Annotated in this window: 19 protein-coding genes; 2 read left to right on the top strand and 17 right to left on the bottom strand. The window is 66.8% G+C overall.

Translation table 11 applies throughout. The features are described 5' to 3' along the window. Window positions 1-7 precede the first annotated feature (7 nt). The 17 genes from argC to IEV64_RS05255 all read right to left on the bottom strand — a co-directional run bounded on the left by argC (window position 8) and on the right by IEV64_RS05255 (window position 18,798). A complete protein-coding gene (gene argC / locus IEV64_RS05175; RefSeq protein WP_007275820.1) occupies window positions 8-1,051 on the bottom strand; it encodes an N-acetyl-gamma-glutamyl-phosphate reductase in 1,044 nt (347 codons plus the stop codon). Further along, complete coding sequence (gene lysX, locus IEV64_RS05180; RefSeq protein ID WP_188423362.1) at window positions 1,048-1,971, bottom strand: lysine biosynthesis protein LysX; 924 nt, start codon at window positions 1,969-1,971, stop codon at window positions 1,048-1,050. The genes argC and lysX overlap by 4 nt, the downstream gene beginning before the upstream one ends. A 1-nt stretch (window position 1,972) precedes the next feature. After that, entirely contained in the window at window positions 1,973-2,152 is a 180-nt protein-coding gene (lysW, locus tag IEV64_RS05185) for a lysine biosynthesis protein LysW (protein ID WP_004968787.1), read from the bottom strand. A gap of 281 nt (window positions 2,153-2,433) precedes the next feature. Then, window positions 2,434-3,900, bottom strand: a complete 1,467-nt coding sequence (argH, locus tag IEV64_RS05190; RefSeq protein ID WP_007275822.1) for an argininosuccinate lyase — start codon at window positions 3,898-3,900, stop codon at window positions 2,434-2,436. A gap of 1 nt (window position 3,901) precedes the next feature. After that, on the bottom strand, window positions 3,902-5,119 hold the full coding sequence (locus IEV64_RS05195) for an argininosuccinate synthase (RefSeq protein WP_188423363.1): 1,218 nt from the start codon (window positions 5,117-5,119) through the stop codon (window positions 3,902-3,904). A 522-nt stretch (window positions 5,120-5,641) separates the two neighbouring features. Beyond that, window positions 5,642-6,856, bottom strand: a complete 1,215-nt coding sequence (locus IEV64_RS05200) for a cation:proton antiporter (RefSeq protein ID WP_188423364.1) — start codon at window positions 6,854-6,856, stop codon at window positions 5,642-5,644. Further along, window positions 6,856-7,341 (bottom strand): cation:proton antiporter regulatory subunit, encoded by a 486-nt coding sequence (locus tag IEV64_RS05205; protein WP_007275825.1) that lies wholly within the window; start codon window positions 7,339-7,341, stop codon window positions 6,856-6,858. The genes IEV64_RS05200 and IEV64_RS05205 overlap by 1 nt, the downstream gene beginning before the upstream one ends. A 43-nt stretch (window positions 7,342-7,384) precedes the next feature. After that, window positions 7,385-7,987: a diacylglycerol/polyprenol kinase family protein gene (locus tag IEV64_RS05210; RefSeq protein WP_188423365.1), complete on the bottom strand. Its 603-nt coding sequence runs from the start codon at window positions 7,985-7,987 to the stop codon at window positions 7,385-7,387. A 6-nt stretch (window positions 7,988-7,993) separates the two neighbouring features. Further along, the gene (gene glyS, locus IEV64_RS05215) at window positions 7,994-9,778 is read right to left on the bottom strand and encodes a glycine--tRNA ligase (RefSeq protein ID WP_188423366.1); all 1,785 of its coding nucleotides are present in this window, start codon (window positions 9,776-9,778) and stop codon (window positions 7,994-7,996) included. Then, on the bottom strand, window positions 9,771-10,625 hold the full coding sequence (locus tag IEV64_RS05220; protein ID WP_188423367.1) for a CBS domain-containing protein: 855 nt from the start codon (window positions 10,623-10,625) through the stop codon (window positions 9,771-9,773). Before IEV64_RS05220 ends, glyS begins: the two co-directional genes overlap by 8 nt. A gap of 132 nt (window positions 10,626-10,757) precedes the next feature. Next, window positions 10,758-11,348 (bottom strand): DUF7529 family protein, encoded by a 591-nt coding sequence (locus IEV64_RS05225; RefSeq protein ID WP_188423368.1) that lies wholly within the window; start codon window positions 11,346-11,348, stop codon window positions 10,758-10,760. Between the two features lie 60 nt (window positions 11,349-11,408). Continuing rightward, window positions 11,409-11,855 (bottom strand): DUF7555 family protein, encoded by a 447-nt coding sequence (locus tag IEV64_RS05230; protein ID WP_007275830.1) that lies wholly within the window; start codon window positions 11,853-11,855, stop codon window positions 11,409-11,411. A gap of 2 nt (window positions 11,856-11,857) precedes the next feature. Next, a complete protein-coding gene (locus IEV64_RS05235) occupies window positions 11,858-13,192 on the bottom strand; it encodes an ABC transporter ATP-binding protein (protein WP_007275831.1) in 1,335 nt (444 codons plus the stop codon). Further along, complete coding sequence (locus IEV64_RS05240; protein WP_007275832.1) at window positions 13,189-14,268, bottom strand: ABC transporter ATP-binding protein; 1,080 nt, start codon at window positions 14,266-14,268, stop codon at window positions 13,189-13,191. The genes IEV64_RS05235 and IEV64_RS05240 overlap by 4 nt, the downstream gene beginning before the upstream one ends. Further along, a complete protein-coding gene (locus IEV64_RS05245) occupies window positions 14,265-15,704 on the bottom strand; it encodes an ABC transporter permease (protein WP_007275833.1) in 1,440 nt (479 codons plus the stop codon). The genes IEV64_RS05240 and IEV64_RS05245 overlap by 4 nt, the downstream gene beginning before the upstream one ends. Before the next feature lie 6 nt (window positions 15,705-15,710). Continuing rightward, the gene (locus IEV64_RS05250) at window positions 15,711-16,760 is read right to left on the bottom strand and encodes an ABC transporter permease (RefSeq protein ID WP_004968800.1); all 1,050 of its coding nucleotides are present in this window, start codon (window positions 16,758-16,760) and stop codon (window positions 15,711-15,713) included. A 211-nt stretch (window positions 16,761-16,971) separates the two neighbouring features. After that, complete coding sequence (locus tag IEV64_RS05255) at window positions 16,972-18,798, bottom strand: ABC transporter substrate-binding protein (protein ID WP_007275834.1); 1,827 nt, start codon at window positions 18,796-18,798, stop codon at window positions 16,972-16,974. Between the two features lie 234 nt (window positions 18,799-19,032). Between IEV64_RS05255 and IEV64_RS05260 the strand changes: the two genes are divergently transcribed. Together IEV64_RS05260 and IEV64_RS05265 are read left to right on the top strand one after the other, a co-directional pair. Next, the gene (locus IEV64_RS05260) at window positions 19,033-19,200 is read left to right on the top strand and encodes a DUF7556 family protein (RefSeq protein WP_004968802.1); all 168 of its coding nucleotides are present in this window, start codon (window positions 19,033-19,035) and stop codon (window positions 19,198-19,200) included. 74 nt (window positions 19,201-19,274) lie between these two features. Further along, entirely contained in the window at window positions 19,275-19,694 is a 420-nt protein-coding gene (locus tag IEV64_RS05265) for a PPC domain-containing DNA-binding protein (RefSeq protein WP_004968803.1), read from the top strand.

Below are 19,694 nucleotides of genomic sequence, written 5' to 3' on the forward strand. Positions count from 1 at the left end.
GGTGCGGTCAGGGCGAGCCGATGGGGTGGAAGCCGGTGAAGTCGAGTCCGGCAGTCTCCTCCAGCCCGAGCGCGATGTTGGCGGCGTGGACCGCCTGCCCCGCGGAGCCTTTCATCATGTTGTCGATGGCCGAGAAGACGACGAGTCGTCGGTTTCCGGGGTCGATTTCGAAGCCGACCTCGCCGAAGTTCGTCCCGGCGACCGACTTCGGTTCCGGGTAGCGGTAGACGCCGCCGCCGCCGGCGACGGTGCGCATGAACGGTTCGTCGCCGTAGGAGCCGCGGAACGCTTTCCACATGTCGCCCTTCGAGACGGGGCCGTCGGGGAAGACGTGACAGGTCGCCGCCGCGCCGCGAACCATGTCGACCGCGTGGACGGTAAACGAGACCGAGAGGCCGAGGTACTCCTCGATTTCGGCCTCGTGGCGGTGGCCGGTCGGCGCGTAGGGCCGGACGATGCCCGAGCGCTCGGCGTGCGACGACGCCTTGCTCGCGCCCGCGCCACCCTCCGACGAGCCGACTTTCACGTCCACGACGACCTGCTCGTCGCCGGAGAGGATGCCGGCGTCGAAAAGCGGCTTGAGGCCGAGAATCGTCGCGGTCGCGTTACAGCCGCCCGCGGCGATGAGGTCCGCGCCGGGGAGGTTCTCGCGGTTAAGTTCGGGGAGCGCGTACTCCGACTGTTCGAGGTATTCGGGGCAGACGTGGCCGTCGTACCACTCGTCGTACTGCGCCGCCTCCGAGAGGCGGAAGTCAGCGGAGAGGTCGACGACGGTGTCCGCCGCGTCCTGAAAGGCGTCGATGTGCTCCATCGAGACGCCGTGGGGCGTCGCCGTGAACAGCACGTCGACCGATTCGAGGTCCTCCGGCGAGGTGAAACGGAGGTCGAGGTGACGAAGGTTCGGGTGGACGTGACCGACGGTCTTGCGCTCGTAAGAGCGGCTCGTGGCCTGTTCGACGTCGAAGTTCGGGTGGCCGTCGAGCAGGCGGAGCAGTTCGCCGCCGGTGAAGCCGGAGCCGCCGACGACGCCCGCGGTGAGCCGGTCGCTCACGCCGAGACCTCCGCCAGCGACTGCTCGCCGTCGACCTTGGCTTCGAGCCAGTCGACGACCGTCGCGGGAACGTCCGTCTCGACGGCGTCGTTGAGCGCCTTGAACTCGACGGTGTGGTTGACCTCGTGGACGGTGTAATCAACGTCAGACTGCGTCTGACGGGCCTCCGAATCACCGGATTCGGAGACGACTCCCGTCTCCATGAGGTCGACGCCGAGTAAGCCGCCGCCGACCGCGTCGGACGCCTGCTTGACGAGTTCCTTCGCGCGGTCGTCGAGTTCGAACTCGTCGACGCTCGCGCCCTTCGCGGCGTTCGTGAGCCAGTGGTCCGACGAGCGGACCATCGCGGCCACGGGTTCGCCGTCGACGGCGAGCACGCGGATGTCGCGGCCCGGTTTCTCGACGAACTCCTGGATGTAGAACACCTTGTGCTCGTAGTTACCGAGCGTCGACTTGTGTTCGAGGATGGCCTCGGCGGCCGACTCGGAGTCGATTTTCGCCATCAGGCGACCCCACGAGCCGACGACCGGCTTGAGGACGCAGGGGTAGCCGAACTCCTCGACGATTTCCATCGCCGATTCGACCGTAAACGCCACTTTCGTGTTCGGCGTGGGCACGCCCGCGTCCGCGAGCGCGAGGCTGTTTTTCGCCTTGTCGGCGCAGATGTCGGCGGTCTCGTGGGAGTTGACGACCGGGATTCCGTACGACTGCAGGAAGCGCGTGATGTAGATGCTCCTGCTCGTCGCCAGACAGCGGTCGACCACCACGTCGAGTCCGTCGAACGATTCCGGCGGCTCCGTGAGGTCGAACTGCTCTTTCCGAACGTCTATCTTCGTCACCTCGTGGCCGCGGTCGCGAAGCTCGTTGAGAAGCAGCTTCTCGTCGCGGCGAATCCGGGAATAGAGCAGTCCAACGTGCAATTTACTCTCCCCAGTCCTCTTCGAGCTCGGGCGCTTCTTCGAGTGTCACGGGGTCGAGGGAGACGACTTCCAGCTCTGCGCCCGTGGCGGGGCTGTCGATGATTTCGCCGACTTCGACGTCGGACGGCAGTTCGATTTCCTCTCCGCTCAGCGGGTCTTCCGCGGTGATGGTGTCGCTCATTACATCCGTGGCTGGTCGACGGACGGTATTAAAGGCGTCGAAAATTACGCGGAGAAAATTAACGCAAAGAAGTCTCTAACGGGTGTTATCTGTCGAATCGGCCGAACGTACGGGCCGGCCGAACGACGCGTCGAGCTTGGGTGCCACGCTCACTCGACGCCGGAGACGGGACCGGTCGTCGGACCGGTCGACCCGTCTCCCGCGTCGGGCGTGGTGGTCGTCGTCGCGGCGCGGTCGCTCGCGGTCGTCGAAGCAGGCCCGCGGGCGTCGCGCGTCCGGACTCAGACATAGCTCGAAACCTCCTCGTCGAGGCCCTCGGCGGCCGCCGCGAGCGAGTCGCGGGCGTCGGCGACGGCGGCGGCGTCGTCCGAGAGCTCGTCGCGGGCCGTCGAGAGCGTCGCCTCCACGGCGGCGGGCGCGGGCCCGCCGACCGAATCGCGACTCGCCACGCTCTCGGTCGGGTCGAGCGCGGCTTCGACGGCCTCGGCTGTCACGTGCGTAAAGAGTGACTCACCTAATACGTCCGTAGCGACGGCGTCAAGTGTTGCCACGTCGGGCGTTCCCTCCGAGCGGGCGGCCGCCTCCGCGACGACCTCGTGGGCCGTGCGGAACGGGAGGCCGGCCATCGCCAGCAGGTCCGCCACGCCGGTCGCGGTCGAGAAACCGTCGCCGGCGGCCGCGGCGAGTTCGCCTTCGGGCCACGTCGCCGACCCGACCGCGCCGGCGGCCACCGCGGCCGCCTCGGCCACGTCGTCGACGGTGCGGAACGCGTGTTTGTGGGCGCGCTGGAGGTCGCGGTTGTACGCGCGCGGCAGTCCCTTCAGCGTCGTCAGGAGGCCGGTGAGTTCCCCGACCGCGTCGCCCGCGACGGCGCGGACGAGCTCCATCGTGTCGGGGTTCTTCTTCTGCGGCATGATGGAGGAGGTCGACGAGTAGTCGTCCGACAGCTCGACGAGGCCCTTGTTCGAGAATATCACGAGGTCCTCGGCGAGACCGGAGAGCGTGACCGCGTGGGTCGTGAGCGCCGACAGCGTCTCCGCGAGGAAGTCGCGGGTCGCCGAGGCGTCCATCGAGTTCTCCATCACGCGGTCGAAGCCGAGCAGGTCGGCCACGAGTTCGCGGTTCACGTCGAAGGGCGTGCCCGCGAACGCCGCCGACCCGAGCGGCGACTGGTTGATGCGCTCGTACGCGCACATGAGGCGGGCGCAGTCGCGGGCGACCGCCCGCTCGTACGAACACAGGAAGTGCGCGACCGTCGTCGGTTGCGCGGGCTGGAGGTGCGTGTAGCCGGGCATCACCGTCTCGGTGTGTTCGGCGGCCGTCTCGAGTAACGACTCGCGCAGGGCGAGCGCGGCGTCGAGGGCCGAAAGCACGTCCTCGCGCAGGCGGTAGCGGATACAGGTCGCCACCTCGTCGTTGCGCGAGCGGGCGGTGTGCATCTTCCCGCCGTCGGGGCCGACGATGTCGATGACGGCGGCCTCGATGGCCTCGTGGACGTCTTCGCCGCCCGAAAGCGCGTCGTGGCCCGCGGCCTCGACCTCGTCCAGCGCGGCGAGAATCTCGCTCGCGACCTCTGCCTCGATGATGTCTTGGGCCGCGAGCATCACGACGTGCGCCCGGTCGACGGCGAGGTCGGCCTCGAAGATGCGTTCGTCGGCCGCGAGGCTCGACATGAACCCGCGGGCGGGGCCGCCGCTGAAGCGGTCCCGACGGATGACGCCCTCGGAGTCGCCGTCCTCGCCTGCCATCTTACTCGTCGCTACCGCCGTCTGCGGCGAGTTCGGGCTTCTGCTTCTTCGCGCTCTGGTTTGCGAGACGCGCCTGGAAGCCGTGGTACTTGGCGACGCCGGTGGCGTCGGCCTGCTCGATGCCGTCGACCGTCTCCGTGTTGAAGGAGGCGGCGGACTCGGAGTAGGCGGCGTACTCGGACTCGCGGCCGACCGGGCGGGCCTGTCCGCCCTCGAACTTGATGGTCACGGTGCCCGTGACGCGCTCTTGGGTCTTCTCGAGGAAGGCGTTCAGCGCGCCCACGAGCGGCGCATCGATGAGGCCCTCGTAGGCCTTCTGGGACCACTCGTTGTCGACGGTGGCCTTGAAGTCACGCTCTTCTTTCGTGAGGACGAGACCTTCGAGCGCCTCGTGGGCGTTCAGGAGCGTCGTCGCGGCCGGGTGCTCGTAGTTCTCGCGCACCTTGAGGCCGAGCATGCGGTCTTCCATCATGTCCGTGCGGCCGACGCCGTGCTTGCCGGCCTTCTCGTTGAGAAGCGAGATGAGTTCGAGGGGTTCGAGCTCCTCGTCGTCGACGGCGACCGGGTAGCCGTCTTCGAACGCGATTTCGATGAGCTCCGTCTCGTCCGAGGGCTGGTCGGTCCACTCGTAGATGTCCTCCGGCGGGACGTAGCCGGGGTCTTCGAGGTTGCCGCCCTCGATGGAACGGCTCCAGAGGTTCGTGTCGATGGACCAGACGCCCTCGTTGCCGCCCTGCACCGGGAGGTCCTTCTCGGCGGCGTACTCGATTTCCCACTCGCGGGTCATGCCCATCTCGCGGACGGGCGCGATGACTTCGAGGTCGGAGGCGCGCCAGACCGCCTCGAAACGGAGCTGGTCGTTACCCTTGCCCGTACAGCCGTGGGCGATGCCGTCACAGCCCTGCTCCTCGGCGAGTTCGAGGATGGCCTTGGCGATGACCGGGCGCGCGAGCGCGGTGCCGAGCGGGTAGCCCTGATAGTCCGCGTTGGCGCAGACCGAGTCGAGACAGAGCTGTGCGAACTCCTGTTTCGCGTCGACGACGTGGTGTTCCAGTCCGAGGGCCTCGGCCGTCTCGTAGGCCTCCTCGAACTCCTCTTCGGGCTGGCCGACGTCGACCGTGACGCCGACGACCTCGTCGTATCCGTACTCCTCTTCGAGAATCGGGACGCAGACTGTCGTGTCGAGTCCGCCCGAGAACGCGAGTGCGACTTTCTTCATGTACTCGTCTGTGGCGGGGACATACAGATAAATTCTTTGCATTCAATCTGTGAAATTAAGAGGTAGAGATGCCTATAGGCACGAAAACTGGAGATTAGCGATTTCGACGTGTCCCGAAGGAGATGATGATTGTGGCCCTAAAGGGCCCGTCGTCGGGGTCGGACAGCCGCGGCTCGCAGTGGGGCAAAAGTGGCGCAAGTACTGCGAGTCGCCATTGTTGTGAAACGCTACGACGTCGTCCCTATTAAACGCTTCCGGCGACGCAAACGTTTCCTCAGTCGAGCAACTCCCCGGCGAGTTCGACCAGCAGTTCGTTGTCGACGAGCGCGAGGACGAGCGCGACGAGCGCGACCACGACGACTGCGATGACGAGCCACTCGATAAGGGTCATAGCACCCGCAACGTGACGGCTCCTCGGGTAAGTGTTCTGTGGCCGGCCGAGTCAGTCGAGTCGGCCTCGGCGTTCGAGTCGGTCGCGTTCGTCGCGGCCGCAACCGACGGGCAGAAACCGCGCCGGGCGACTCAGGCGCTCTCCGTCGAGGCGTCGCCGTCCGCCGCGCCGCCGCGGAAGACGAGTCGCTCCACGAGGTCCGACCGTTGCATCAGCACCGTTCCGAGCGCGCTCATGACGAAGACGTAGCCGACGGCGAACGCCGGGATGATTTCGCGCATCACCGGCGTCGTGCCCGCCGCGGCCAGCGCCGCGATGACGAGCGAGAACTCGCCGCGGGGGACCATCCCGACGCCGACCCGGAGCGACCGGTGCGCCGAGAGGTCGTACGCCCGACCGCCGAGATAGCCCGAGAGAACCTTCGACGGCGTGGACACGACGACCGCGATGGCGAGCGGGACGGCCGCCGCCGCCAACAGCGTCGGGTCGGTGCCGAGGCCGATCCAGAAGAAGAACACCGCGGCGAACACGTCGCGCACGGAGACGAGCAAGTGTTCGAGCCGCTCTCTGTGGCCGCTCGTCGAAAAGCCCATGCCGACGAAGAACGCCGCGACGGCCTCGCTCACCCCGAGCGCGAGCGCCGCGCCCGAGATGGGGACGACGACCGCGAGCGCCCGCAGGACGAACGCCTCCTGGTTCTCCACGTCGAGGACGCGGGCGAAAAGCGCCGTTCCGTACTGGACGGCCACGAACAGGAGGCCGAGGAAGCCGAAGGCGATGGCGAGCGACCGGCCGATGGCCGCGACGCCGCCGTCGCCGCCGAGCACGAGCGAGGTGACGACCGCGAGGTAGACCGCGATGGCGAGGTCCTCGAAGACGAGCGTGCCCAAAATCGGCTCCGACTCGGGGTCCGCAATCCACCCGAGGTCGATGAGCGTCTTCGTCACGATGGCCGACGACGAGATGTAGACGATGCCGCCGAGCAGGAGCGCCTCGACCGGCGACCACCCGAGGACGAGGCCGATGGCGACGCCGATGGGGAGGTTCACCGCGAGGTCGATGACGCCCGCGCGGCCGATTTTCGACCCGGACGCCCGGAGCCGGTCGAGGCTGAACTCCAAGCCGAGGAAAAACAGGAGGAGGACGATACCGAGTTCCGCCAGAATCGTCACGACCTCGCCGTTCGGGACGTACGGGAGGCCGAACCGCCCGGCGACGTACGGCCCGGCGACGACGCCGCCGACGACGTAGAGGGGAATCACCGACAGGCCGAGGCGGAGCGCGACCGCTCCGACGACCGCGAGGACGGCGAACAGGTAGCCGAATTCGAGGAGCGCCGCCGCCATCAGGTCCCTTTGACGAGCGCGACGAAGTCGCGGCAGGCCGTCTTGGGACCGATGACGACGAGCGTGTCGCCGGCTTCGACCATCGCGTCGCCGCCGGGCGAGGTGATGACCTCGTCGCCGCGCTCGATGGCGATGACGGACGCGCCGGTCGCCTGCCGGAGGTCGGACTCGCCGAGGGTCTTCCCCGCGATGTCGGAGTCCGCGCCGACTTCGACCCACTCGATGAGCGTGTTGTCGCCCAGAAGCGTCTCGATGGTCTCGGTCTGGACCGGCTGGAAGTACGCGCCTTCGAGGAGCGTCCCCACCTGCCGGGCGAGCTTGTCGGTGAGTTCGAACAGCTTCTCCGAGTCGCTGTCGGCGCTCGCGCGCCGGAACACCTCTCGTTTCCCCGTGTTGTGCGTCACGATGACGAGCCGGGAGCCGTCGCCGAGCTCAACCTCGTGTTTCTTCCCGACGCCCGGAAGGTCGCTCTCGTAGACAGTCATGACTCGACGATTAGCGAGCGGACGAAATAAAGCCGCCTTCCGCTCAGGCGAGAAGCCAGAGCGTCACCGCGATGACGGTACAGGCGACCGGCGGAATCGAGAGGTTGTCGTCGATGACGTAGCCGGCGACGACCGGCTTCGCGCCGTCGGCCAGCGTCGCGCCGGCGGCTCCGGCGGCCGCGGCGAGCCCGCCCGCGGCGACTCCCGAGACGGGAATCACGAACGGCGCGGCGAGGATGAAACAGACCGCGAACATCGCCGCGAGCGTCCGCGCCGACTTCAGCTCGCCCACCGGCGCGGAGCCCATGAGGCCGCTTATCGGGTCGCCGATGGTGAGCATGAGCATCCCCGGCACCGCGATGTGGGGGCCGAACACCAGCGCGACGGCGGTCTGGCTGTAGACGTACAGCGCGTAGCCGGCGACGTTGTCCTGTTCGTACTCGCGGGTGAGTTCGTCGTAGACGGCCCACTGGAGACCGCCGAACAGCCGGAGCAGTTCGAGGACGCTGACGACCGCCGCGAGGAAGACGAACAGATACCCGAGGGTACGCCACTCGACCAGCCCGAGGAGGTACAAAAGCGGCATCCCCGAGCCGCTCGCGTGGACCAGTCGCCGCTTCACCTCGGCGGTGCTCGGTCGCCCCACGGCGGGTTACGCCTCGACGACCTCGTTGTCGTCGAGCACGTCGTCGAACGAGGCGGTGCCGGCGCGCAGGCCGACGAGCGTTCCGACGAGGTCGTCGACGGGCAGTCGGACCTGCTTGCCGCTGTCGCGCTCGCGGATGGTGACGGTGTTCGCGCCGTCGCCTTCGAGCCCGTCGCGGTCGATGGTGATACAGAACGGCGTGCCGACCTCGTCCTGCCGGCGGTAGCGCCGACCGATGCTCCCCGAGTCGTCGTAGACGACCGCGAAGCCGGCCGCGCGGAGTTCTTCGGCCACGTCGTCCGCGAGGTCGACCAGTTGGTCGACGTTGCTCACGAGCGGGAAGACGCCGACGTTCGTCGGCGCGACAGACGGCGAAAGCGAGAGGTAGCTCCGCGCCTCGCCGTCGACCTCGTCGGTCTCGTACGCGTGCGCGAGGAGCGTGTACACCGTGCGGTCGATACCGAACGAGGGCTCGACCACGTGCGGCGTGATGTGCTCGCCCGCCTCGGTCTGCGTCTCGACCGAGAAGTTGGCCACGTCGGTGTCGACGGTGACTTCCTCGCCGTCGACGTCGAGGGTGACCTCGTCGGCGTCGAAGGCGTCGGGGTCGCGCTCGGCGAGCGTCTCCAGCGCCTCGGCCACGTCGGCGGCCCGCGCGCCGAACTCGGGGCCGAGCGTCGCCATGTCGGGGTCGACGACGGCGCGCTCGACCGTCTTCGGCTCGTCGTACTGCTGGAAGACGGTGAAGTCGTCGTCGCCGTACTCGCCGTGTTTCGAGAGGTCGTAGTCGCTCCGGTAGGAGAAGCCCGCGATCTCTATCCAGTCGCCGTCGACCTCGCTTTCTGCGTCCCAGCAGTCCGAGGAGTAGTGGGCGCGCTCGCCCGCGAGGTGCTGGCGGAAGCGGAAGCGGTCCATGTCGACGCCGACCGTCTCGTACCACTCCTGGGCGATGCCGAGGAAGTAACCGAGCCACGCGTTGCCGATGACGCCGTCCTCGACGGCGTCGCCGATGGTCGTCTCGACGTAGTCGCCGTCGTCGGCTTCCTGTTCGGTCGCGGGGTACAGAAGCACCTCGACGTCCTCGACCGCCGAAAGGTCGGCCTCGTCGCGCTCGGGGTCGATGAAGTGCTCCAGTTCGGCCTGCGTGAACTCGCGGGTGCGGACGATGCTCTTCCGCGGCGAAATCTCGTTGCGGTAGGCGCGACCGACCTGCGTCACGCCGAACGGGAGGCTGTTGCGCGCGTACTCCTTGATGCGCGGGAACTCCACGAAGATGCCCTGTGCCGTCTCGGGCCGGAGGTAGCCCGGCGTCGACGAGCCGGGGCCGATGTTCGTCTCGAACATGAGGTTGAAGTCCTCGACCGACTGGCCGGCGAGGTCCGCGCCGCAGGTCGGACAGACGAGGCCGAGGTCGGCGATTTTCTCCGCCGCTTCCTCGGGCGACAGCGTCTCGGCGTCTTCCAGTTCCGAGTTGTCCTCGATGAGGTGGTCCGCGCGGTGGGACTCGCCGCACTCGGCGCACTCGACGAGCATGTCGTCGAAGCCGTCGAGGTGGCCCGACGCCTCGAAGACCGGCTCGGGCATGATGGTCGGCGCTTCGATTTCGAGGTTGCCCTCCTGGACGGCGAAGCGCTCGCGCCACGCCTCCTCGACGTTGGACTTCAGCGCCGCGCCCTGCGGGCCGTAGGTGTAGAACCCGCCGACGCCGCCGTAGGCCTCCGAGGAGCCGAAGAAAAAGCCCCGGCGCTTGGCGAGTTCGGTGAGCGCGGCGGACTCGTCGCCCTCACTCATACAGCGCCTCCAGCAGGTTCACGTCGCGGACGACGCCGATGAGCTCGTCGCCGGAGACGAGCGGGATCTGCTCGATATCCTCGCGGATCATCGTCTGGGCGGCGTCCTTGGCGGTGACGCGCGTCGCGACGCTCACGAGGTCGTCGGTCATGAACTTCGAGACCGGCTCGGCCGGAATCTCGACGTTCCGGGTCGGGATGTAGCGGTTGCCGACCGCCTTGATGCCCTCCCACATCCACTCGTCGTCCTGATTGGCGACCGAGTCGCCGGTGCCGGCCTCGCCTTCGACGACGCGGGCGACCTCGATGATGTCGACTTCGGTCACGATGCCGGCCAGCGAGGCCTCGTCGTCGAGGACGACCGCGTAGGGGACGTTCGCGTAGAATATCTCGCGTTCGACGATGTGGAGGGGAACGTCGACGTACGTCGTGTTCACGTCGCGGGTGGCGAGGTCGCCGACCTCGGTCTCGCCGTCGATGTCGCCGCGGGCGATGGCCCGGACCACGTCGGTGACGGTGAGGATGCCCTCGATGGCGTCGCCGTCGACGACGGGGATTCGGCGCGCGCCCTCCGAGACCATCGTCGCGGCCACGGCTTCGAGGTCGTCGTCGGCGCTCGCGGTCGGCACCTCGCGGACGAGCACCGCCAGCTGGTCCTCGTCGGGGTGTTCGATGAGGTCCTCCCGAGAGATGAGCCCTCGGTACTTCGTCCCCTCGTCGGTCTCTTTCACCACGGGAACGGAAGAGAACCCACGCTCTTGGAGGTATTCCAGAACGTCGTCGCGGGTGCCCGGCAGGGACACCGTCACGACCTCCTCGCCGCGGGTCATCGCGTCGGCTACTTTCATACACCCGCTTTCTTCCCCCCGCCTAATGTACTCTGCGAACGCTTTCGCCTCGCTGACAGGCGTCCGCCGCGGCTCGCGGGGGTCGGGGGACAGGGGATGCGAACACGGCGCAGAAGCAGAACGGCTCTCGGCTCAGTTGCCGTCGTCGGTCTCGCCGTCGCCGTCGCCATCGCCGCCGTTCGGCGCGTACCGCCGAATCGCGTCGAGGTTGGGGAAGAACTTCTCGGGGTCGTCGTGTTCGACGACGCCAACGATGGTGCCGTCGAGCTTCTGGAGATAGGAGTACATCCGACCCTCTTCGACGGCGACGGTCGCACACTCAAGCGCCTCGCGGAGGTCCCACGCGCCCGCGATGAATATCGCGGTCTCGGTCTCCGGCGAGAACAGCGCCGTCACGATGTACACGCGGCCGTCGTTCTCCGCGCGGTAGACTTCGTACTCGGGGAACGTGGTCGCCTCGAACAGCTCGGCGACCGTCTCGGCCTTGTCGCCGGGGATGACGTACGCGAGGCCGAACGCCCCCTCGTCGCCCTTCCCGCTGGAGGGACCGAACGGGCCGCTGTCGCCCGCGGCGATGCGGACCGTCGTCCACCCCTCGTCCTCGAAGTCGTCGGCCATCGCGGCCATGTCGTCGAGCGTCGCGCCCCACGCCTCGCGGCGACGGTCCGCCTCGCCGGCGGTGCGTTCGACCTCGGGCGTCTCGTCGTCTCCGAGTTCGGCCATACCCGTTCTGGACGACGTATATGGTAAAAGGCATCGAAGGTCGCGGGCGCCCCCGACCGGTCAGTAGTTGATCTCGAAGACGACCTCCATCGCGTAGGAGGCCGCGAGGATACAGACCGACGCGAGGAGCAGTTTCACCCCGCTCGACGGCCGCTCGTCGCCGGTCGCCGGTCGCAGTCGCGGCGGCAGTATCGCGTCGAGGGCGTCCCCGACGAGCTTCTCGACGCCGACGGGCTCGTCGCTCCCCGAGAACAGGCCGCCGTCGGTGCCGCCGGTGCCGCCGCTTCCGTCTCCGCGCTTCCACGCCGCCTTCGGGCGAACCTTCAGCGACGAGTAGCCGAACATGGCGAATCCGAGAAAGAACATGAGCCACTTCGCGCCGGGCAGTCCGTTGCCGGCGAGCGTGCTCACGACGGCGGTCACGACGAACACCACGCCGGTGAGGGCGACGGCGTAGGCCACGGCGTCGATGGCCTTGACGCCGAATCGGCGTGGGTCGAACTCCATGGCTATCGGACGAGCGTCTCGAAGACGGTCGCCGGCTCCTCGTACTCGGCGTCGTGGCGGTGACAGAGGCTCAGCCGCCCTCGGTCGCCCACCGAGAGCTGTTCGGGCCGCTCGTGGTCACAGACGCTTCCGAACTCCTCGCGGAGGTAGGTCCGCGCGGCGTCTTCGTCGTCGTTTTCGGCGTAGTCGGCGGCCTCGCGGACGTGGGTCATCACGTCCGAAGGCACGTCGAGGTCGCCGAACAGCTCGGGGATGATCTCGTCCATGCCGGCGCGGTGGCTCTCCCGGCCGAGCAGTTTCCGGACGCGGTCGCTCAGCGAGGGGTCCGCGCGCGAGCGCTCCCGAAGCACCTCGCGGAAGATTTCGATGCGCTCCCAGACGTCGGGGTCCATGTCCCTGTACGCCGCCGGGCGAATCTTCACCGGACAGCGCGTCGAGAACGGACAGCCCGCCGGCGGGTCCCGCGGGCTCGGCGGCGTCCCGCGAAGGGTGATGCGGTCGCGCTCGACCGTCGGGTCAGGCTCCGGAATCGACGACAACAGCGCGTGGGTGTACGGGTTCGCCGGCTCGTCGAACAGCTCGTCGGCCGGGCCGATTTCCATCATGTTGCCGAGGTACATCACGGCGACGCGGTCGCAGATGTGGCGGACGACCGCGAGGTCGTGGGCGATAAACAGGTACGTCAGCCCGAACTCGTTTTGCAGGTCTTCGAGCAGGTTGAGAATCTTCGCCTGCACGGACACGTCGAGCGCCGACACCGGCTCGTCGAGGATGATGAACTCCGGTTCGAGCGCGAGCGCGCGGGCGATGCCGATGCGCTGGCGCTGGCCGCCGGAGAACTGGTGGGGGTAGCGGTAGTAGTGCTGTTCCTGCAGGCCGACGGTTTCGAGCAGTTCGCGGACGCGCTCGCGGCGTTCGGACGGCGTCTTCCAGTCGTGGACGTCGAGCGGCTCGCGGACGATTTCGCCGACGGTCATCCGCTCGTTGAGGCTCGAATCGGGGTCCTGGAACACCATCTGCACGTCCTTGCGGAACTGCTTGAGGTCGGAGCCGGACAGCGTGGTGATGTCCGTGCCGTTGAGTTTGACCTCGCCCGCGGTGGCCTCTTCGAGGCGCATCAGCGTGCGGCCGAGCGTGGACTTCCCACAGCCGGACTCGCCGACGAGCCCGAGCGTCTCGCCGCGCTGGATGTCGAACGAGACGCCGTCGACCGCCTTCACGGGATTGCTCCCGAGGAGGCCGCCGTCCTCGTAGTAGGTCTTGAGGTCGTTGACTTCGAGAATGGTCTCTCCGCGCGCCGTCGTGGGTCGCTCTTCTTCAGTGGGTGTGGTACTCATCGCGTGTCACCTCCGCGCTGTCCGCCCTCCCGGTGGACGGCGACCGCCTCCTCCGTGGGGAGGTCTTCGGGGTACAGCAGACACGACGCGCGGTGGTCGCCCGCGCCGTCGCCGACGTCGACGGGTTCGGGGTGGACCGTGTCGCACTCGGCGAACGCCTTCGGACACCGGGGGGCGAACCGGCAGTACGTCGGGTCCTCGTTCGGCGTCGGCACGTCGCCTTCGATGGTCGCGAGGCGCTCGTTCTCGTCGAGTCCCTGTCCGGGGATGGAGTTGAGAAGCCCCTGCGTGTAGGGGTGTTTCGGCGATTCGAACAGTTCGACGACGGGGGCGCTCTCGACGATTTCGCCCGCGTACATCACGTTGACGCGGTCGGCGATTTCGGCGATGACGCCCATGTCGTGGGTGATGAACATGATGCCGAGGTCGCGCTCTTCTTGAAGCTCTTCGAGGAGCTCCAGAATCTGCGCCTGGATGGTCACGTCGAGCGCGGTCGTCGGCTCGTCGCAGATGAGCAGTTCGGGGTCGCACGCGAGCGCCATCGCGATGACGGCGCGCTGGCGCATCCCTCCGGAGAACTGGTGGGGGTACTCGCGGACGCGACGGTGGGCGTCCGGAATCCCGACCGCTTCGAGCAGTTCGATTGCCTCCTTCGTTGCCTTCGACCCGCTCAGCCCGCGGTGGAGGCGAAGCGCCTCCTTGATCTGGTTGCCGACGGTGTAAACGGGGTTCAGGCTCGTCAGCGGGTCCTGAAACACCATGGCGATACTGCCGCCGCGGATGGAGCGCATCTGCTTCGGCGACTTGTCGAGGAGGTCCTCGCCGTCGTACATGATGCGGCCGTTCTCGATGCGGCCGGGGTTCTCGACCAGTCGCATGATAGAGCGGGCCGTGACGGACTTGCCGGAGCCGGACTCGCCGACGATGCCCACGGTCTCGCCGCGGAAAATGTCGAACGAGATGCCGTCGACCGCTCGGATGACCTCCTTGTCGGTGTAGAACGACGTCCGGAGGTTCTCGACGGAGAGCAGGGGCTCGCCCCCGGTGCGGGTCGAACGCGCCTGTTCGGTGCTCATGCGCCACCTCCCGTGGCGGCGGCCTCGTCACCGGTGTCCGCCTGCGGGTCGATGGCGTCGCGGATGCCGTCGCCGAAGGCGTTCAGCCCGGTCACGACGAGCGTGATGAGGAGGCCGGGAACCAGCGAGATGTGCCACGAGGGGCTCGCGACGTACTGCTGTCCGTTGGCGATGAGCCGCCCCCACTCGGGGGTCGGCGCGGTGATGCCGAGCCCGAGATACGAGAGCCCGGCGACGCTGATGATGATTCCACCGAGACTGAGCGAGGCGTAGATGAGCATGTAGCTGAACACGTAGGGGGCCATGTGCTTGCGCATGACCTGCGTCGGCGTCTGTCCGAACGACTTCGCGGCGTCGATCCAGTCCTCCTCGGACACCTGGAGCGCCGGGCCACGTATCGACCGCCAGATGAACGGCCAGTAGACGACGCTGAAGATGAGGATGATGAGCACCGCGCCGTCGTACAACTCCCTGACCCAGGTGTTCTGGAAGATGACGAGCATCAAGATGAGGACCATGATGACCGGCAACGCCTGTACCGAGTCGGAGACTAACACCGTCGCCAAGTCCGCCAGCCCCTTGTAGTACGCCGTTATCATGGCCAAGCCGAGTCCGATGAGCCCGGCGATGCCCATGGCGACGACGGCGATGGTCAGGGATATCCTGGCCCCGAACACCACCTGTGTGAACAGGTCCTTCCCGTTCGTCGCCGTGCCGAACGGATGGAACCGCCCGTAGTCGTCGTACGTCAGCGGCGCGACGTTCTCGTCACCCGCGCCCTGCGACCCCGAGCCGAGGTTGGCCTCGCCGACGAGGACCGTCTCGGTGCTCTGGGTGTCTTCGCTCCAGTAGGTGACCTCGTAGTCGTACGGCTGGAGGATGTTCCGCTCCATCGTGGTCGGCCCGAGCGCGGGCGCGAATACCGCCATGACCACAAACGTGATGACGATAACGAGCCCGAACTTGCCCCAGGAGTGACCCCGGAAGCGGTTGACCACGTCGTCCCGCGGCGTCCAGTCGACGCGGCGGTAGTGGCGGCGGAATCGGGTGTAGCCGTTCCACGCCCACGCCAGCACTGCGAAGGCGTACGCGTAGACGAACGCGACCCGGATGAACCACGCGACCGCGGGCGAGAGCCCGAGGAAGGTGTTCTCGTAGCCCGTTCCGTTCCAGTAGCCCTGGTTCGGAATCACGTCGCGGGAGACGAGCGTCGGAACCGCGTTGAACGCCGCCTGCAACGACTGGACGGCGGACGCGCCGGGGTCACCGGGGAGGAGGTTGACGACCACGCCGGCGACGGCGCCGACGACTTGGAGGATAGCGCCCAGCTCGACGCCGATGAGGACGGCACCGACGGCGGCCCAAATCAGCGCTGGCTGGGGGTTCTCAGCGACTCGTTGTCGGAGCGGAATCTCGGTTTCGGTTGTCGTGCTCACTGTGATTCACCCGTCGTACCCGACGCGCGGGTCGATAATCGTGTACAGGAAGTCCTGCAGGATGTTCGTGCCGACCAGGATGAGGATGAAGATGAACATCAGCGTCCCGATGAGCGGCAGGTCCCCGTTGATGGCGGCGTTGAAGAACAGCCACCCGAGGCCGTTGATGGCGAAGACCGTCTCGACGAACACCGACCCGCCGAGAAGCAGGAACGCCTCGCCCGTGATGATGGGCACGAGCGGGATGAGCGCGTTCCGGAAGATGTGCTTCCAGACGAGCGAGCGCCCGGAGACACCCTTCGCGCGGGCGGTCTCGACGTAGTTCGAGTTGATGGTTTCGAGGACGGCGGTGCGGCCGATACGCATCTCGTTACCCATCGACGCCGACCCGAGGACCAGCGCCGCCGGGGCGATCTGCTTCGTCGCCCGGATGAACGACTCGGTCCACCCGCCGGGGTCGGCGAGGAACTGCTCGACCGGCGATTGGAAGAAGCCCAGCGCCGGCGGCGTGACGACGTTCGTCCTGACGATCCACGTCTGCCACGTGAACAGGCCGTTCGTCCACGTCCCGAGCTGTGAGAGGGCCGTGACGAGCATGATTGCCAGCCAGAAGTTCGGCATCGCGCGCCAGACGATTCCGCCGAAGGAGGCGACGTAGTCGGACGGCGTGTTCGGGTTCAATCCGGCGTAGAAGCCGAGCGGAATCCCGACGAACAGCGCGATGAGCACCGACCAGAAGCCGAGCCAAATCGTCCGGGGCGCGTAGATCTCGATGAGTTCGTACGCGGTCGTCCCGGGCGCGATGACCCACGACTGGCCGAGTTGGAAGGTGAACAGCTCGTACATGAAGTCGAGGTACTGACTCCAGAGCGGCTGGTTCAATCCGAGGTTCGTTCGAATCTGTTCTGCCGCCTGCGGGTTGTATTGCGTCCCCAGAATCGCCGACACGGGGTCGAGCGGCCCCAGGCGGATGAGGGCAAACGTAATCGTCGTCCCGAAGATGACGACAGGAATCGACATCAGTACCCTGCGGAGGAAGTACTGCCATCGACTCATGGCATCACCTCGCAGACCGTTCGAGCGGACATTATTGTAAGGGTTTACTGAGTGGTATGGTTATGTCTTGCGCTTCGAAGTCCCAATACTGCTGTTTCAGCAACTCTAACGCCAGATTATGCCACATAGTAGCGACTAACTATACGCTTGTCAAAAATATCCGGGAGTTCGATTCGGACGGGACGCGAGGGCGTGCCCGTGTTCCCCGGCGTTATCGGTTGAGGGTGACGTTGTTGAGCTTCTGGCGGCTCGGACCCATGCCACCGAACGGCTCGATTTCGACGGTGTCGTACCAGAACGTCTCTTCCTTCTGGTTGTAGACCGGCAACATCGCAACGTCTTCCCAGTTGGCCGTCTCGATGTCGACGTAGGCCTCGTTGCGGACCTGCTGGGCCTCGTCGGTCGGCGCCGGGTTGTCGACGACCTGCTGGTAGGCGTCGGTCGCCTGCTGGTAGGCGTCGCCGTTCTCGGCCGTCCAGTTGACGTACGAGATGGGGCCCTGCTCGGACGTGTCCGTCTGCGGCGGGTTCAGAAGCTGGAGGAAGTTGTCCGGGGCCGGCCAGTCGGCGATCCAGCCGAGGGTGTACGCTTCGAGCTGACCGTTGCGGCCGCGCTCGAGGAGCGTCGAGAAGTCGGCCTTCTGAATCTGCATGTTGATGTGGGCGGACGCGAGCTGGTCGCGGAGGATGCTCGCCATCTCCTCCCACGCGTTGTTGTTGTACTGAGTCCACTGGATCTCGTACTGGTTGTCCGGCCCGTAGCCGGCGTCCTCCATGACCTGACGGGCGGCCTCGATGTCCGTCTCGCCCGCGCTGTACGGGTAGTCGGAGCTGACGAGGTCGCTCGCGGCCTGCGCGCCGCCGGGGAAGATGGTCGGGGGCGTGAACAGTTCCGCCGGGGAGCCGCGGCCCTTGAACACCTCGGAGACCATCTGGTCTTGGTTCAGAACGTAGGCGAACGCCTGGCGGACCGCCTTCGGGACCTTCTCCATGTTGAAGCCGACGTAGTAGATAGACAGCGTCGGGACGCCGACGTAGTTGAGCGTCTTCCCGTTGCGGACGGGGCCGTACTGACCGACTTCACGACCGTACTCGTCGGTCGACTCCACCTGAACGAGACCGGGGTCGTACTGCGCGGTGGGCAGTCCGAAGTAGTCCGCGTTCTCGTTCATCGCGTAGTTGTAGCGGGCCGTGTCGTCCTCGATGACCTGCCAGCGGACGTTGTCGACCTGCGCGACCTGCCCGTAGTAGTCGTCGTACTTGGAGACGGCCGCGGCGGTGCCCTGCTCCCAGAAGGCGAACTCGAACGGACCCGCGCCGATGGGGTTGTTCGAGGCGAACTCGGTGTACTCCATCTCGCCGTCGTACTCCTCGATGTCGCCGAGAATGCCCTCGGGGAGGGCGGCGAAGGAGGTGTAGGCGAACATCTCGAGCGTGTCGTGGAACGGCTCTGCGAGGTTGACGACGAGTTCGCTCTCGCTCTCGCCGACCTCGAGGCCGAGCGTCCCGGGCACGTAGTTGCCCTCGTCGTCTTCCTCGTGTTCGACGCCGACGGAGTCGAGGATGAAGTAGGCGCGACGGCTGTTCTCGGAGGCCGCGAGGCGCTCCCACGCGTAAATGAAGTCGGAGGCGGTGACCTGGTCACCGTTGTGGTAGGTCGCGTCCGCGAGCTCGAACGTGTAGGTCGTGAAGTCGTCGGAGACCGTGTAGTCCGCGGCGAGTTCGTTTTCGACCGTCGGGAGGGCGTTCTGGTAGGACATCAAGCAGTCGAAGACCTGCTGGATGAGGATGCCCGACGACGTGTCGGTCGCGGCGACGGGGTCCATCGTCGTGATGGTCCCGTCGAGGATGCGGTTGAACACCGAACCGGACAGCTCCGTGCCCGTGTCTTCTTGGGTGGTCTCGGTCTCCCCGCCACCGGACTCGGTCGTCGTCTCTTCACCGTCACCGCCGGTACAACCGGCGAGGGCGGCGGCCGTGGCGGCCCCCCCCGTTGCCTTCAGAAAACGGCGACGCGAGAGTTTGTTAGTGTCTGGCATTCAGAACAAAATTTTCGCGGCGCGTGGATAAACTTACCGTATTCGATTTGTTTGATATAGTGTAGCGTGGAAAGCACGTAGTTCCATACCCAAGCGGCGAAAACTGCCACGAGACTCCCTACAAAACTCGTTTCAGGTTTCGCCCTCTGTTCTGAGGGACTGAACCGGCCGTCCCGGCTCGTCTCGCCCCGTCGTTTCGGTCCACTTATATAGGGGTGTCACTATGTATCATACATGACGCCGGATGCGACGGCTTCCGTCGACGACTCGGGCGCCGAGGTCATGGCCTCGGTGGATCGCTCTCAGACGGGCCAGCGTCTTATTATCGCGGATATCTCCCGCGACGACGCGTGGCTCGCTTCTGACGTAGCCGACGCGCTCGCGCTCGACGAGTGGCGGTAATCGCTCCGGCCCCGTTCGCCTCCCCGGCGAGCAGACCATTCACATTTTAGTCCGACTCGCTCGTGGTACGCTACATGAACGCTCGAGCGGTGACGGTGAGCGAGGAGTACCTCGCCCGTCTCGAACACGGCGCGGACTGGCGCGAGGAGATCGAGGAGTTCTGCGCGCGCAAGGGCATCGAGTCCGCGTGGTTCAACGCCATGGGTGCCGTCCAGGACGCCGAACTCTGGTTCTACGACCAGACGGACCAGGAGTACCAGTCCGTGACGTTCGACGAGCCGCTCGAAGTCGCCGCCTGCGTGGGTAACGTCGCGCTCCTCGACGGCGAGCCCTTCGCACACACGCACGCGATCCTCTCCCGACGGAGCGGCCAGGCGCTCGCGGGTCACCTCGACTCGGCGACCGTCTTCGCGGGCGAACTGAACCTCCGCGCCTTCGAGGAACCGCTCGAACGCGACCACGACGCGGTGACCGACCTCGACCTCTGGCTGTAA

Origin of the sequence: Haloferax sulfurifontis, assembly GCF_014635105.1 — an archaeon.
Classification (GTDB): Archaea; Halobacteriota; Halobacteria; order Halobacteriales; family Haloferacaceae; genus Haloferax; species Haloferax denitrificans.